At 72.0% G+C, this 13665-nt stretch carries 17 protein-coding genes and 3 tRNA genes; 7 read left to right on the top strand and 13 right to left on the bottom strand.

Going from position 1 to position 13665, the window contains the following annotated elements; translation table 11 throughout:
* Nucleotides 1-160: 160 nt before the first annotated feature.
* From rplA to ABD241_RS14420, 5 genes are all read right to left on the bottom strand, one after another.
* The gene (gene rplA, locus ABD241_RS14440; RefSeq protein WP_344063972.1) at nucleotides 161-874 is read right to left on the bottom strand and encodes a 50S ribosomal protein L1; all 714 of its coding nucleotides are present in this window, start codon (nucleotides 872-874) and stop codon (nucleotides 161-163) included.
* A 122-nt stretch (nucleotides 875-996) separates the two neighbouring features.
* Complete coding sequence (gene rplK, locus ABD241_RS14435) at nucleotides 997-1428, bottom strand: 50S ribosomal protein L11 (protein ID WP_344063969.1); 432 nt, start codon at nucleotides 1426-1428, stop codon at nucleotides 997-999.
* Between the two features lie 107 nt (nucleotides 1429-1535).
* The gene (gene nusG / locus ABD241_RS14430) at nucleotides 1536-2384 is read right to left on the bottom strand and encodes a transcription termination/antitermination protein NusG (protein WP_344063966.1); all 849 of its coding nucleotides are present in this window, start codon (nucleotides 2382-2384) and stop codon (nucleotides 1536-1538) included.
* Between the two features lie 76 nt (nucleotides 2385-2460).
* Nucleotides 2461-2730: a preprotein translocase subunit SecE gene (gene secE, locus ABD241_RS14425; protein ID WP_142221298.1), complete on the bottom strand. Its 270-nt coding sequence runs from the start codon at nucleotides 2728-2730 to the stop codon at nucleotides 2461-2463.
* Between the two features lie 113 nt (nucleotides 2731-2843).
* Nucleotides 2844-2916, bottom strand: a tRNA-Trp gene (locus ABD241_RS14420).
* 234 nt (nucleotides 2917-3150) lie between these two features.
* Between ABD241_RS14420 and ABD241_RS14415 the strand changes: the two genes are divergently transcribed.
* The 4 genes from ABD241_RS14415 to ABD241_RS14400 all read left to right on the top strand — a co-directional run bounded on the left by ABD241_RS14415 (nucleotide 3151) and on the right by ABD241_RS14400 (nucleotide 7022).
* Nucleotides 3151-4524: an aspartate aminotransferase type Ic gene (locus tag ABD241_RS14415; protein ID WP_344063961.1), complete on the top strand. Its 1374-nt coding sequence runs from the start codon at nucleotides 3151-3153 to the stop codon at nucleotides 4522-4524.
* Nucleotides 4521-5039, top strand: a complete 519-nt coding sequence (locus tag ABD241_RS14410) for a DUF5709 domain-containing protein (RefSeq protein WP_344063958.1) — start codon at nucleotides 4521-4523, stop codon at nucleotides 5037-5039. The genes ABD241_RS14415 and ABD241_RS14410 overlap by 4 nt, the downstream gene beginning before the upstream one ends.
* Nucleotides 5040-5184: 145 nt before the next feature.
* Nucleotides 5185-6243: an adenosine deaminase gene (locus ABD241_RS14405; protein ID WP_344063955.1), complete on the top strand. Its 1059-nt coding sequence runs from the start codon at nucleotides 5185-5187 to the stop codon at nucleotides 6241-6243.
* Between the two features lie 107 nt (nucleotides 6244-6350).
* On the top strand, nucleotides 6351-7022 hold the full coding sequence (locus tag ABD241_RS14400) for a hypothetical protein (protein WP_344063952.1): 672 nt from the start codon (nucleotides 6351-6353) through the stop codon (nucleotides 7020-7022).
* Nucleotides 7023-7066: 44 nt separating this feature from the next.
* On the opposite strand, the gene ABD241_RS14395 is transcribed toward ABD241_RS14400, so the two are convergent.
* The 7 genes from ABD241_RS14395 to ABD241_RS14365 all read right to left on the bottom strand — a co-directional run bounded on the left by ABD241_RS14395 (nucleotide 7067) and on the right by ABD241_RS14365 (nucleotide 10766).
* Nucleotides 7067-8140, bottom strand: coding sequence for a UDP-N-acetylmuramate dehydrogenase (locus ABD241_RS14395; protein WP_344063949.1), 1074 nt, complete (start codon nucleotides 8138-8140; stop codon nucleotides 7067-7069).
* Nucleotides 8141-8153: 13 nt separating this feature from the next.
* On the bottom strand, nucleotides 8154-8603 hold the full coding sequence (locus ABD241_RS14390; RefSeq protein WP_344063945.1) for a MaoC/PaaZ C-terminal domain-containing protein: 450 nt from the start codon (nucleotides 8601-8603) through the stop codon (nucleotides 8154-8156).
* The gene (locus ABD241_RS14385) at nucleotides 8603-9049 is read right to left on the bottom strand and encodes an FAS1-like dehydratase domain-containing protein (RefSeq protein WP_142181355.1); all 447 of its coding nucleotides are present in this window, start codon (nucleotides 9047-9049) and stop codon (nucleotides 8603-8605) included. Before ABD241_RS14385 ends, ABD241_RS14390 begins: the two co-directional genes overlap by 1 nt.
* A 142-nt stretch (nucleotides 9050-9191) precedes the next feature.
* On the bottom strand, nucleotides 9192-9362 hold the full coding sequence (gene rpmG, locus ABD241_RS14380; RefSeq protein WP_142181354.1) for a 50S ribosomal protein L33: 171 nt from the start codon (nucleotides 9360-9362) through the stop codon (nucleotides 9192-9194).
* Nucleotides 9363-9526: 164 nt separating this feature from the next.
* Nucleotides 9527-9603: transfer RNA gene (locus ABD241_RS14375), tRNA-Met, on the bottom strand.
* A gap of 60 nt (nucleotides 9604-9663) precedes the next feature.
* Nucleotides 9664-9736: transfer RNA gene (locus ABD241_RS14370), tRNA-Thr, on the bottom strand.
* Between the two features lie 127 nt (nucleotides 9737-9863).
* Nucleotides 9864-10766: a hypothetical protein gene (locus ABD241_RS14365; protein ID WP_344063941.1), complete on the bottom strand. Its 903-nt coding sequence runs from the start codon at nucleotides 10764-10766 to the stop codon at nucleotides 9864-9866.
* A 59-nt stretch (nucleotides 10767-10825) separates the two neighbouring features.
* On the opposite strand from ABD241_RS14365, the gene ABD241_RS14360 reads away from it, so the two are divergent.
* On the top strand, nucleotides 10826-11647 hold the full coding sequence (locus tag ABD241_RS14360; RefSeq protein ID WP_344063938.1) for a hydrolase: 822 nt from the start codon (nucleotides 10826-10828) through the stop codon (nucleotides 11645-11647).
* A gap of 61 nt (nucleotides 11648-11708) precedes the next feature.
* Here ABD241_RS14360 and ABD241_RS14355 read toward each other — a convergent pair whose 3' ends face one another.
* Nucleotides 11709-11912: an HVA1 family protein gene (locus tag ABD241_RS14355; RefSeq protein WP_142181351.1), complete on the bottom strand. Its 204-nt coding sequence runs from the start codon at nucleotides 11910-11912 to the stop codon at nucleotides 11709-11711.
* Between the two features lie 109 nt (nucleotides 11913-12021).
* On the opposite strand from ABD241_RS14355, the gene ABD241_RS14350 reads away from it, so the two are divergent.
* Both ABD241_RS14350 and ABD241_RS14345 read left to right on the top strand, forming a co-directional pair.
* Nucleotides 12022-12321, top strand: a complete 300-nt coding sequence (locus tag ABD241_RS14350; RefSeq protein ID WP_344063933.1) for a BatC protein — start codon at nucleotides 12022-12024, stop codon at nucleotides 12319-12321.
* The gene (locus ABD241_RS14345; protein WP_344063930.1) at nucleotides 12321-13565 is read left to right on the top strand and encodes a cupin domain-containing protein; all 1245 of its coding nucleotides are present in this window, start codon (nucleotides 12321-12323) and stop codon (nucleotides 13563-13565) included. Before ABD241_RS14350 ends, ABD241_RS14345 begins: the two co-directional genes overlap by 1 nt.
* Nucleotides 13566-13665 lie beyond the last annotated feature (100 nt).

The following is a 13665-nucleotide window of genomic DNA, read 5'->3' as shown; positions in this document are numbered from 1 at the left end:
AAGACCCTGCTCGTCGAAGCCCCCGCCCGGATTCGGGCGTCGAGCGCGACACCAGCAACCCCCAACAACCAGCGCCGGGGCGCCGCTGACCGGCACCGGGAGAGGCGAGAGCCCGCCACCCCTCAAGGGGTGACGGGCTCTCGGAACTGCTGTGCCAGGCTCAGGCCTGCTCCTCCTCGAGGAGGTTGCGGGTCTTGGAGAAGTCGAGCGGGATGCCCGGGCCCATCGTCGTGGAGACGGTGGCCTTCTCGATGTAGCGGCCCTTGGAGCTGGACGGCTTGAGACGCAGGATCTCCTCCAGAGCGGCGGCGTAGTTCTCGACGAGCTTGGTCTCGTCGAAGGAGGCCTTGCCGATGATGAAGTGGAGGTTCGCGTGCTTGTCGACGCGGAACTCGATCTTGCCGCCCTTGATGTCGGCGACGGCCTTGGCGACGTCCATCGTCACGGTGCCGGTCTTCGGGTTGGGCATGAGGCCACGCGGGCCGAGCACCTTGCCGAGACGACCGACCTTGCCCATGAGGTCGGGGGTCGCGACGACGGCGTCGAAGTCGAGCCAGCCGCCCTGGACCTTCTCGAGCATGTCGTCGGAGCCGACGTAGTCGGCGCCGGCCTCACGAGCCGCCTCGGCCTTGTCGCCGTTGGCGAAGACGAGGACCTTGGCGGTCTTGCCCGTGCCGTGCGGCAGGTTGACCGTGCCGCGGACGGCCTGGTCGGCCTTGCGGGGGTCGACACCGAGGCGCATGGCGACCTCGACGGTCTCGTCGTACTTGGCCTTGGCGGTCTGCTTGGCGACGCGGACGGCCTCGAGCGGGGCGTAGACCTTGCCGGGCTGGACGAGCTCGGCGGCTGCGCGGTAGTTCTTGCTGCGCTTCATGGAACTGCTCCTTGTGTGGTGGTGGAGTCGTGGTGCGGGCCAGCGCTGGCCCTCCCACGTGGCGCACGGCATACGGTCCGTATGCCGTGTCGCCGGGGTGACGCTCGAGCGAAGAGCTGGGCTCAGCGCTCGGTGTCGATGCCCATCGAGCGAGCGGTGCCGGCGATGATGCGCGCCGCCATCTCCTCGTCGTTGGCGTTGAGGTCTTCCATCTTCTGGCGGGCGATCTCGAGGACCTGCTCGCGGGAGAGCTTGGCGACCTTGGTCTTGTGCGGCTCACCGGAGCCCTTGGGGACGCCCGCAGCCTTCTTGATGAGCTCGGCGGCCGGCGGCGTCTTGGTGACGAAGGTGAACGAGCGGTCCTCGTAGACCGTGATCTCGACCGGGATGACGTTGCCGCGCTGGGCCTCCGTCGCGGCGTTGTACGCCTTGACGAACTCCATGATGTTGACGCCGTGCTGGCCGAGGGCCGGGCCGACGGGCGGGGCGGGCGTGGCCTGACCGGCCTGGATTTGCAGCTTGATGAAGCCGGAGACCTTCTTCTTGGGGGGCATGGGTGCCTACCTTCTGTGTTGCTGGGCCGACGCCAGTGGTTCTGGATGGGCGATGACCCGGTTGCATGTCCTCGCGCGGTCAGCCGCACGAGGTCCTACGACCTTCGTCAGATCTTGGCGACCTGGCCGAAGGAGAGCTCGACCGGGGTCTCCCGGCCGAAGATCGAGACGAGCACCTTGAGCTTCTGCGTGTCGGTGTTGATCTCGGAGATCGTGGCGGGAAGGGTCTCGAACGGCCCTTCCATGACGGTGACGGACTCGCCGATCTCGAAGTCGACGACGCGCACGTCACGCGGCGCGGTGGACTTGGCGCCGGCGCCGGCACCCTCGGCAGCGGCTGCGGCCTCGAAGTTCGGGGCGAGCATCGTGAAGACCTCGTCGATCGACAGCGGCACGGGCTGGTGCGCGTTGCCGACGAACCCGGTGACGCCGGGCGTGTGGCGCACGGCCCCCCAGCTCTCGTCGGTCAGGTCCATGCGGACGAGGACGTATCCGGGCATCCGGACGCGACGGACCTGCTTCTTCTGGCCGTTCTTGATCTCGGTGACCTCCTCCATGGGGACCTCGATCTCGAAGATGAAGTCCTCCATGTTGAGGGTCTGGATGCGGGTCTCGAGGTTGGCCTTCACGCGGTTCTCGTAGCCGGCGTAGGAGTGGATGACGTACCAGTCACCCTCCTTCATGCGCAGCTCGCGCTTGAAGTCCGCGACGGGGTCGCTGCTGGCCTCGGCAGCCGGGGCCTCGCCGTCCTCGCCGTCCTCGGTGGGCTCGGTGGGCTCGGTGGTCTCGGCGGCGACGTCGGCGCCCTCTGCTGCGTCGGCGTCGGCGGCGGTGTCCCCAGCACCCGACTCGACGTCGGACGCCGAGACCTCGTCGGTCTCGACCGTGGGGTCGACGACGTCAGTCTCGGTGCTCTCGCCGTTCGGGGCGCCCTCGTGGGCGAACTGCTCGGACACGCTCTGACCTACTTCCTTGCTCGTGGACCAGCCGGTCGCGGCTGGCGGTGTCATCCCGTGACGGGCGCGGTGGCCGTCAGGTGGTGGAACCGGTGAAGGCCCAGGAGATCAGCCGGGTCAGACCGAAGTCGAGCACCGAGACGAGCGCCATCATGATGACGACGAAGACGACCACGACGGTCGTGTAGCGCACGAGCTCGGGGCCGGTGGGCCGCACGACCTTGCGCAGCTCGTCGAGGATCTGGCGCACGAAGAGGCTGACCGCGCTGAAGAAGCGCGACACCGGGTTGCCGCCGCGAGCCTTGTCGGCACGCCCGGACCCGCGCTTGGCGCTCGTCTCCGTCACGATTCCTTCTTTCTGCCTGGGTATCGGCCCGCGGCAGGCGCCCGACCGTGGAGAGCCACGTCAGGGCAGAAGCCGCGTGCCGCCTTGCACGACGACCACATCACCGGGATGCGCAGGGCAAGAGGGACTCGAACCCCCAACCGCTGGTTTTGGAGACCAGTGCTCTACCAATTGAGCTATTGCCCTTCGCCGCAGGTGTTGGGTGCCTGCGGCGGGACGGCATGCGTCAGCATGGCCAGCGAAGCCGTCCGAGCGTCGATCATACGGGACGGATGCACCCCAAGGCGAACCGACGAGCGACGGGCCGTGCCGGGCGCCTGCGCGGTCTCCCGCAGCGCTCGGATCGGCAGGCTCCCGACGGGCCCACCGGCATACGGACGGGGCCGCCCGGGCGGCGAGGGGCAGTGGCAGGATCGACACGTGACGAACCCGCGTAGTCCCCTCGCGTCCCTGTCCGACGACGATCTGGCCGGCTTCCTCGCCGAGCAGCGCTCAGCGTACGCGTCGCTGCAGTCGCGCGGCCTCAAGCTCGACCTGACCCGCGGCAAGCCCTCGTCGGCGCAGCTCGACCTGGCCGATGACCTGCTGCGCCTGCCGACGACCACGAAGGACCGCGCCGGCGTCGACGTGCGCAACTACGGCGGCCTCGAGGGCCTGGCCGAGCTGCGGGAGATCTTCGCCGAGCTGCTGTCGGTGGAGCCCTCGCAGGTCGTCGCGGGTGGCAACTCGAGCCTGTCGATGATGTACAGCACGATCGTCGACTTCCTGCTCTTCGGCGGCCTCGAGTCCCCGCGGCCCTGGAGCCAGGAGGAGAAGGTCCGCTTCATCTGCCCCGTGCCCGGCTACGACCGTCACTTCTCCATGCTCGCGTCGTTCGGCATCGAGATGGTCACGGTGGACATGCACCCGGACGGCCCCGACATGCCGGCCGTCGAGGCGCTCGTCAAGGACGACCCGAGCATCAAGGGGATCTGGATCGTCCCGACCTACGCCAACCCGACCGGTGCGGTCGTGTCGCAGGAGGTCGCCGCGCGGCTCGCGGCCATGCCGACCGCGGCCCCCGACTTCACGATCTTCTGGGACAACGCGTACGCCTTCCACCACCTGACCGAGGACGAGGCCAAGAGCGCCGACATCCTCAGCCTCTGCGCCGCCTCCGGACACCCGAACCGCCCGATCATGTACGCGTCGACGTCCAAGATCACCTACGCCGGCGCCGGCGTCGCGGTCCTCGCGGCGAGCCAGGCGAACGTCAAGTGGTACCTCGGGCACCTCGCGATGGGCTCGATCGGCCCGGACAAGGTCAACCACCTGCGCCACGTCGAGTTCTTCGGCGACGCCGACGGGGTCCGCGCCCACATGCGCCGCCACCGCGAGATCATCGCCCCGAAGTTCGCCGCCGTCGACGAGGCGCTGACCGCCGGGCTCGACGGCTTGGGGATCGCGCAGTGGAGCCACCCGACCGGTGGCTACTTCGTCAACCTCGACGTGCTCGACGGCACGGCCTCGCGGGTCGTGGCCCTGGCCAAGGAGGCCGGGATCGCGCTCACCCCGGCGGGCGCGTCCTACCCGCACGGGCACGACCCGCGCGACCGCAACATCCGCCTCGCGCCCACCTTCCCGGTGCTCGACGAGGTCCGCACGGCGATGGCGGGCGTCGCCACCTGCGTGGCCCTGGCCGCTGCCGAGAAGCTGACGCAGGATCGGGCCGGTCGGGTAGGGGCACAGGGCGACGGCTCCGAGCCGTCGGCACAGGACGCCCCGACTTCCGCCACCGAAGGAGCTTCGCGATGAGCGACACCGGTCCCAACGAGAACATCGACACCGACCTGACGAGCTACAGCGTCGACGACGAGGACCAGCTCCAGCCCGAGGACACGCTCGACGACCGCGACCTCGAGGACGTGCTCGACCGCGGCTACTCCCCCAATGACCGGCCGCAGGGTGTCACCGCCCACGGCACGACCGCCTACGAGGAGTCCGTCGACGAGACCATCGACGAGCGCATCCGCCAGGAGGTGCCCGACCCCAACTCGGCCTACGGCGCGCCCGACGACGAGAGCGGCCTCGACGACCGGGTCGGCGGCGACGACCCCGACTCCATCGACGCCGAGGACGACTGGCTGGGCGACAACGAGGTGGGCGACGCCCGCGCCGGCCGCCTCGTCGCGGACGACGAGGGCGCCCACGAGGACGACGAGAAGCAGGTCTGGGCCAGCGACGTGGGCGTCGACGGCGCCGGCGCATCGGCCGAGGAGGCCGCCATGCACGTCGTCGACGAGATCGCCGACGAGCCCGACGAGGTCTGAGCCTCCTCCCTTCACTGCAACGGGGCGCCCGGGATCCCGGGCGCCCCGACGCATGTCCGCGACGGGGCGGTCGGCCCCCGAGGACGTATGCCGTCCCCGTCCAGCGTGTGCGCCGGTCCCGGCGCGTGGTGACACACTGACCGGCATGACGCGCGCGGTCGAGGACCTCCCGAAGGCGCACCTGCACCTGCACTTCACCGGCTCGATGCGCATCGACACGGTGCGCGAGCTCGCAGACCGGCACGGCCTCCGCCTGCCCGACTCGCTCTTGGCGGACTGGCCGCCGCGGCTCGCACGGGCCACCGACGAGCGTGGCTGGTTCCGTTTCCAGCGCCTCTACGACTCCGCGAGAGCCTGCGTGCGCGGCGAGGACGACATGCGTCGGGTCGTCCGCGAGGCGGCGCACGACGACGCAGCCGAGGGCTCGCGCTGGCTCGAGCTGCAGGTCGACCCGACCTCCTACGCACCCTTCGTCGGTGGCATCACCCCGGCGCTGGAGATCGTGCTGGACGAGGCCCGGGCCGTGTCGACGCAGGGTGACATCGGCGTCGGCGTGGTCGTGGCCGCCAGCCGGATGCGCCACCCGCTCGAGGCGCGCACGCTGGCCCGGCTGGCCGCCAGGCACGCGGGTGAGGAGGCCGGCGACGTCGTCGGCTTCGGCCTGTCCAACGACGAGCGGCGCGGGCTGGTGGCCGACTTCGCGCCGGCGTTCGACATCGCGCGTCGAGCTGGTCTCGCGCTCGTCCCCCACGGCGGCGAGCTGCTGGGGGCGCAGTCCGTGATGGAGACGCTCGAGCACCTGGGGCCTGACCGCATCGGCCACGGCGTGCGGTCCGTGGAGGACCCCCAGGCGCTCGACGCGGTGGCCGAGGCCGGGGTGACCCTCGAGGTGTGCCCGGGCAGCAACGTGGCCCTCGGCGTCTATCCCGAGGCCCGGGAGGTGCCGTTGCGGACGATCGTGGAGGCAGGCATCCCCGTCGCGCTCGGGGCCGACGACCCGCTGCTCTTCGGGTCCCGGCTCGCCGCCCAGTACGAGGCGGCCCGCCGGCTCGGCTTCGACGACGCCGAGCTGGCGGAGCTGGCGCGGTCGTCGCTGCGGGGCAGCCGGATGCCGGACCGGTTGCGCAAGGCCGCGCTCGCCGACGTCGACCGCTGGCTCGAGGCAGGCCCCGTGACACCGGACACACCACCAACCGGGACATAGCGGGCGGGAGCGACGCACGACCGACGGCTCTAGAGGGCCCGCGTGCACGGTCCGGCGGTCGGGCGAGTTTGCTCGGGGTCGGGGCCGCCGGTCATGCTGGGCGGGCCATGAAGACTTCTCCCGCCGCCCCCGCACGCCCGCTCACCGCCCCCCGAGCCCGCCTGTGGCGCCTCGCCGCCGTCGGTCTCGTGGCTCCTGTCGTCGCGCTCGGGGCGTGCAGCGCCGAGTCCCCGGTGACGGCCGGAGCGACGGCGCCCGCGACGAGCGGCACCCCCTCAGCCACCAGTACCGCCGCCACTCCGACGACCTCCACGCCGGCGGACGCGGTCCCGGTGGACAAGCGGGTCGGTCGCGACATCAGAGCCGTCATCACCGATCCCGACCTCGGACACACGATCACCGCCACGAGTGTCATCAGGCACATCGAGTGGCCGACTGGGCGCCCGGTCAGCGCCAAGCAGTTCGAGATCGTCGGCGTGTCGGTGACCCTGTCCGCGGGGTCGCGCTACTCGGCGTCCATCGATCCGTCCATGCTGTCGCTCGTCGCAGCCAGCCCCAGCCAGACGATCAAGCCGACATCCGAGTTCAACGGGCTCTGGGGAGCGCCCGTGCTGAAGTCCGCCGGTCGCTCGCAGACGACCCGCGGGTGGGTGTTCTTCAAGGTCGACCGTGGCACCACGAGCTCGCTGAAGCTGGCGTTCAACCGGCCGGCGTACGAGGTGAGCACGACGGGCAAGAACATCCCGGCCAAGACCTTCACCGCCGTCCTGGCGAAGTAGGCGCCCACGACCCGGGCCTAGAACTCGGGCGACGGCCGGGGTGGTCAGAGGCGTTCGCCGACCAGGACCGGCTCGTTGACGAGGGTGACGCCGAAGGCGTCGCGGACGCCGTCGCGCACCTGCCGCGCGAGCGCCAGCACGTCGGAGGTGGAGGCCCCACCCCGGTTGGTGACCGCGAGCGTGTGCTTGGTGGACAGTGCCGCGGGGGCCGGAAGCCCGAAGCCCTTGTCGAAGCCGGCGTGCTCGATGAGCCACGCAGCGCTGGTCTTGACGCGCCCGTCGGCCTCGGGGAAGCGCGGGGGCGTGGGGCCCTCCCAGCCGAGCCGCTCCCCCACCCGCTCGACGAGCGCGTCGAACTCGTGGTGGCTGAGGATCGGGTTGGTGAAGAACGAGCCGCACGACCACGTGTCGGGGTCGGTGTCGTCGAGGACCATGCCGCGGGCCCGGCGCTGCTCGAGGACCGCCTCGCGGGCGTCTGCGAGGGGGACGCGCGTGCCGAGGGGGACGCCCAGACCCTTCGCCAGGGCGGCATACGCGATCGGTCGGCTGAGGTCGGCGACCTCGAACTGGAACAGCACGTCGAGCACGACGTAGCGTGAGTGGCCCTTGAACCGCGAGTGGCGGTAGGTGAAGGCGCAGTCGGCGTTCATGAACGTGCGCACGGCCTGCTCCTGGCGGTCCCAGGTGCGCACCTGCGCGATGGTCTGCGAGACGTCCTGGCCGTAGGCGCCGACGTTCTGGATGGGCGTGGCCCCCGTGAGCCCGGGTATGCCGCTCAGCCCCTCCACGCCGGCCCAGCCCTCGGCCACCGCGCGCGCCACGACGTCGTCCCAGACCTCGCCTGCCGCGACGCGCACGACGGCGCCGCCGCAGTAGTCGGCCGACTCGGGCGTGATGCCGGAGGTCGCGACCCGGACCACGGTGCCGGGGAAGCCCTCGTCGGACACGACGAGGTTGGAGCCGCCCGAGACCACGAGCAGCGGCTCGTCGGCGTCGTCGACCTCACGGACCGCGTCGACGAGCTCGTCGGTGGTCGTGGCGGTGACGACCCGGGAGGCAGGGCCGCCCACGCGCATCGTCGTCAGGCTGGACAGCGGGACGTCGGACTGCTCGAGCACGCAACGAACCCGATCAGGCCAGGACGGCGACGGCCTGGGCGCGGCCGAGGACCTTCTCGCCGCCTGCCGTGGCCGTCAGCTCCACGGTGACGCGCCGGGTGTCGGGGTCGACCGCCTTGACCACGCCGGTGACCTCGATGTCGGCGCCGCCCTCGTAGGGCACGACGACGGGCCTGGTGAAGCGCACGCCGTACTCGACCACGCGGCCGGCGTCGCCGACCCAGTCGGTCACGATCGTGACGGCGGAGCCCATGGTGAACATCCCGTGGGCGATGACGTCGGGCAGCCCCACCTGCTTGGCGAACCGCTCGTCCCAGTGGATCGGGTTGCGGTCGAGGGAGGCACCGGCGTACTGGACGAGGCGGGCCCGGTCGACGTGGACGGTCAGCGGCGGGAGGGTGTCGCCGACGGCGATCCCGTCGAAGGACCGGACGCCGGCGGCGCTGCTCGACTGGACGCTCATCACTCTGCTCCTCGGATGACGATGGTCGAGGTGGCGGTGCAGACGGGCTCGCCCGCCTCCGTGGCCAGCTCGGTGCGGGTGGTCACCATCGAGTGGCCGCCCGCCTCCCGCACGGTGTCGACGTGCAGGGTCCCGACGACGGCGTCGCCGGCGGTCAGCGGACGGTGGTGGACGAACCGCTGCTCGCCGTGCACGACGCGGGAGAAGTCGATGCCGGCCTCGGGGTCGCGGACCAGCTGCGCGTCGCACTGCTGGGCGATGAGGACCGCGAACGTGGGCGGCGCGATGACGTCGGCGTAGCCGCGCGACCTGGCGACGTCGGCGTCGACGTGCACGGGGTCGGACGAGCCGACCGCCTCGGCGAACTCGCGGATCTTGGCGGCACTGACCCGGTAGGTCTCGGTGGGCGGGTAGACCCGGCCCTGGAAGTCTGCGTTCACCGGCATACGCGCACCCTACCGAGATGCACCGACGACGGCCGCGCGGCCCGAGGGGCGGCCCGCACCGAGAGGGCCGGGAACGAGAACGCTCCCCCGGCCCTGAGGGCCGAGGGAGCGGTCGCGACGTGCGTCGGTGCCCTGCGAGAGCTCAGCGGGTCTCGCGGTGCTCCGTGTGGTGGCCGCACTTCGGGCAGAACTTGTTCATCGCGAGGCGGTCGGGGTTGTTCCGACGGTTCTTCTTCGTGATGTAGTTGCGGTCCTTGCAGTCCACGCACGCCATCGTGATCTTGGGACGGACGTCGGTGCTCTTGCTGGCCACGGCAACCTGCTCTTTCGGGAACGTACTCGGGTGTTCTGTCGTCTTGCGACGGGCGTCGCGCGCGTCACGCGTCCCGAGGGCTGCCCGGGTGACATGCAGGCGCGACGTCCTAGGTTACGCGACGCACCGACCGATCCGGAAATCGGCGTGGGTGCGCGCGGAAGTGGTAGCGGGAGCGGGACTCGATCCCGCGACCTCACGATTATGAGTCGTGCGCTCTAACCAGCTGAGCTACCCCGCCAAGGCTGCCGTTCCCGGCCCCGCCGCGAGCGCGACGGGGAACCGGGGACCGGCTGACCAGAGCCCCAATAGGGAATCGAACCCTAGACCTTTTCCTTACCATGGAAACGCTCTGCCGACTGAGCTATTGGGGCACGGCCGACGTGGTGGAGCCGTCGTGAGAAGGCTTCCGTCGACCTGTTGTGCGACGGTGACACTACACGGTCGGCGGCGCTGATACGAAATCGGGCAGCGGGCCCGGCCGCGCCCGCTGCTCGCGCGTCAGCCCCGGCCCTCGGGGTCGCGCTGGTCGCGGTCGTGGGCGTCGAGCGCCGACTGCGCGGCGGCCTCCTCCTGCTCGCGCCGGTCACGTATGCGGCCTGCCTCGTCGAGCTCGCCCGTGACCTTCTCGAGCCGGGCACGTGCCGCCGCCAGCCGGCGCTCGAGGTCGGCGACGCCCTCGACGACCTCCTCGTGGCGCGCCGTCAGCACGGCGACCTGCCGGTCGGCGGAGCGCAGCTCGGACCGGGCCGCCTCCAGGGCGCCCTGCAGGCGCGTCCTCTCCGCGGCGCGGCGTGCGCGACGCCGCTCCTCGAGGTCCACCGTCTCGCCGCCCCCGCCGGGCAGCACCGAGAGCGCGGGACGCGCACCCGCGTCACGGTCGTCGGCCGCGCCGTCGTCGAGCGCCACGGCGTCCGCCACGTCCACGGAGCCGAAGCCGGAGTAGCTGAGCGCCTTGACGAGCGAACCGGTGAGCACCGAGGCCTCCGCGTCCTCGTCGGCGATGAGCGCCGTGAGCGTGTCGCGCACCTCCTGCGCGGCGCCGGCCCCGAGGCGCTGCCCCTCGCCGGCCGCCACCTCGGCGACACGGTCGGCGACGGCGTCGACCCGCTTGGCCCGTTCGCGCCCGAGGACACGGAGCTGGTCGGCGTCGAGGGTGCGCTGCGCCTCGCGGAGCAGCTCCGCGAAGGACCGCAGCTCGTCGAGCTCGTCGCGGTGCTCGCGCACGAAGTGGTTGACCGCCCAGGCGGCCACCGTGGGCTTGCGCAGCGCCCCGATGGAGGCGGCGAGCTTCTTGTCGCCCGCCGACCTCGCCTCGGCCACCAGCTCGGAACGCAGCGGCGTGAAGCGGGCTGGCGCGACGGCATACAGCTGCTCGACGGCGGCGCGCAGGTGCAGGATCACGCCAGCATCCTCGCGCAGAAACGGTGGCGCGGCCCGCTGCCGACCGGCAGGCTGGGCCCGTGATCTGGATCTGCGAGACCTGTGGGGTCGAGACCGCCGACCTGCCGGAGCCGCCGGAAGCGTGTGAGATCTGCGAGGACGAGCGCCAGTGGGTTCCCGAGGACGGGCAGCACTGGACGACGCTGGACCGGCTTCGTGACGCCGGGACGCGGATCACCGTCACCGAGGTCGAGCCCGACCTGTGGGGACTGCGGGCCGAGCCCTCGGTGGGCATCGGCCAGCAGACCATGGTGGTGCGCGTGCCGGAGGGGGTGCTGCTCTTCGACTGCGTCGGCTACCTCGACGACGCCACCGTCGAGCAGGTGCGAGCGCTCGGCCCGACCCTGGCCGTCGCCGCCAGCCACCCGCACATGTACGGCGTGCAGACCGAGTGGGCGCGTGCGCTCGGCGACGTGCCCGTGCTGCTCGCGTCGCCGGACGCCGAGTGGGTGCGCCGCCGCGACCCGCTCGTCGAGCTCTACGACGAGCGGCGCGAGGTCGCGCCGGGTCTGACGCTGCACCGGGTGGGCGGGCACTTCCGCGGGCAGGCGGTGGTCGCGTGGACGGCCGGCGCCGAGGGGCGGGGCGTGCTCCTTGCCGGGGACGCCGTCTTCCCCAACCCGGACCGCCGGTCGGTCAGCTTCATGCGCAGCTATCCGAACCGGATCCCCCTGTCGGGCAACGTGGTCCAGCGCATCGCAGATCAGCTCGAGGGCCTGCACTACGACCGGCTCTACAACAACTTCGGCGCCGTGGTGCCGGATTCTGCCAAGGCGGTCGTTCGGGCGTCCGCGGACCGGCACGCCGCGTGGACGCGGGGCGACTTCGACCACCTCACCTGAGGCGCCCCGGCCGCGTCGGGCGGTCGCCAGGCGCCCCGCCCGCGTCGGGCGGTCGGCCCGATCAGCGGGCGTCGAGCGAGGACTCCTTGTGCGCGGCCTTGGCGCCGGTCTTGCTCGACTCGACGATCCAGTACGGCTCGTCCTTCGAGGCGTTGAACTTCTGCCCCTCGAAGGTGAACGCGGACTCCCGCTTCTCGACCGCCTTGCCGGTGGTGCGGCCCTGCGACGTGTTCCAGTGGACGGTGTCACCCTTGGAGATCCCCATGGCCCGATCACAACACGGTTCGGCGTGTCGTGCCAGCGGCGCACCGACCGGGTAGGACCACCTCGACGGTCGCCGTCCGGCGTCGTCCGACATCGCGTGAGGAGAAGCCATGAGCGACACCCCGATCGACCCCGTGGGCGAGTCCACCAGCGACGACCCGCTGACCGAGGGCCCCGCGGACGGCGGCGCCGACACCAGCAGCCACGACGGTGGCGCCGACGGCGGCGCTGACTCCGGCGGCGGCGAGGGCCCGGCAGACGGCGGGGCGGACATCGGCAGCCACGACGGCGGCGCGGACTCCGGCGCTGACTCCGGCGGCGAGGGCCCGGCAGACGGCGGAGCCGACGTCGGCACCGAGGACGGCGGCGCCGACGGTGGGGCCGGGGTGGACCCGACGAACGCGATCTGATGACCGCTGGCACGACCGACCGAGTGCCCACGCACCAGCGTGGGCACTCGGCCCTGGAACGGCTCGTCCCCTTCGGCCGCGAGGAGTTCGCCCGCGACCACTGGTCACACACGCCCGTGGTCACCCGTGCCGCGGACCTGCCCGGCGGCATCCTCGACCTGTTCGGCGAGGACTCCGTCGACGAACTCGTGTCCCGTCGCGGCCTGCGGGCCCCATTCCTGCGGGTCGCCCGCGACGGCCGCACCCTCGGCGACCGGGAGTTCACCGCGGCCGGCGGGGTGGGAGCCTCCGTCGCCGACCAGGTGAGCGACGACAAGCTGCTCGCCCACTTCGCCGGCGGGGCGACCATCGTGCTGCAGGGCCTGCACCGCACGTGGGGCCCGCTCATCGACTTCACCCAGCAACTGGCCGAGGAGCTCGGCCACCCGGTCCAGGCCAATGCGTACGTCACCCCGAGCCAGAACACGGGCTTCAGCGACCACTACGACGTGCACGACGTCTTCGTGCTGCAGATGGGCGGCGAGAAGCGCTGGCGCGTGCGCCCTCCCGTCCACGAGTCGCCCCTGCGCGACCAGCCGTGGACCGACCACCGGGCGGCCGTGCAGGACGCGGCGCGGCGGGCCCCCGAGCACGAGTTCACGCTCCGGCCGGGCGACGTGCTCTACCTCCCGCGCGGCTGGCTGCACTCGGCGACCGCCCTGGGCGGCGTCAGCACGCACCTGACTCTCGGGGTCCACGTGTGGACCCGCAGGCACCTCGCCGACGAGATGGTCTCGATGGCCCTGGCGCAGGCGAGCCGCGACGTACGCGTGCGCGAGTCCCTGGGCGTGGCGCCCGACGGTTTCGACCGCGCGTTCCTCACCCCCGACGTCGAGCTCGTGCGCTCGGCCCTCGTGCGCGCCCTGCACGAGATCGAACCGGCCGCCGTGGTCGACGCGCTCGAGGCGCGCGCCCGGGTGGCGCAGCGCCCGGCACCCGTCAGCCCGCTGTCGCAGGTGGCCGCTGCAGAGGCGCTGGAGGCCGGCACGGTGCTCCGCTTGCGCGGGCACGCGTCCGCCCGCCTCGTGCCCGCCGACGACGGCTCGGCGACCCTGCGCAGCCGGCTCCCCGACTTCCCGGTCGAGCCGCACGACGTCGGCACCTTCGTCGCCCTCGTGGACGGCGGTGAGCTGCGGGCCGACATGGTCGGCCTCGACCTGGCCCGACGGCTGATGCTGGCCGGCCTGCTCGTCGTGGCCGACTGACGGGCACTCCTGGCCTCTCGACGCGGGAGCACCGGCCATTCGTGGCCTCTCGACAGTGGGACACCGGCCATTCGTGGCCTCTCGACAGTGGGACACCGGC

The sequence above is a fragment of the Terrabacter lapilli genome, assembly GCF_039531305.1.
GTDB lineage: Bacteria > Actinomycetota > Actinomycetes > Actinomycetales > Dermatophilaceae > Terrabacter > Terrabacter lapilli.
Note: the sequence above shows the minus strand (reverse complement) of the source record. Positions and strands in the feature narration are given on the sequence as shown.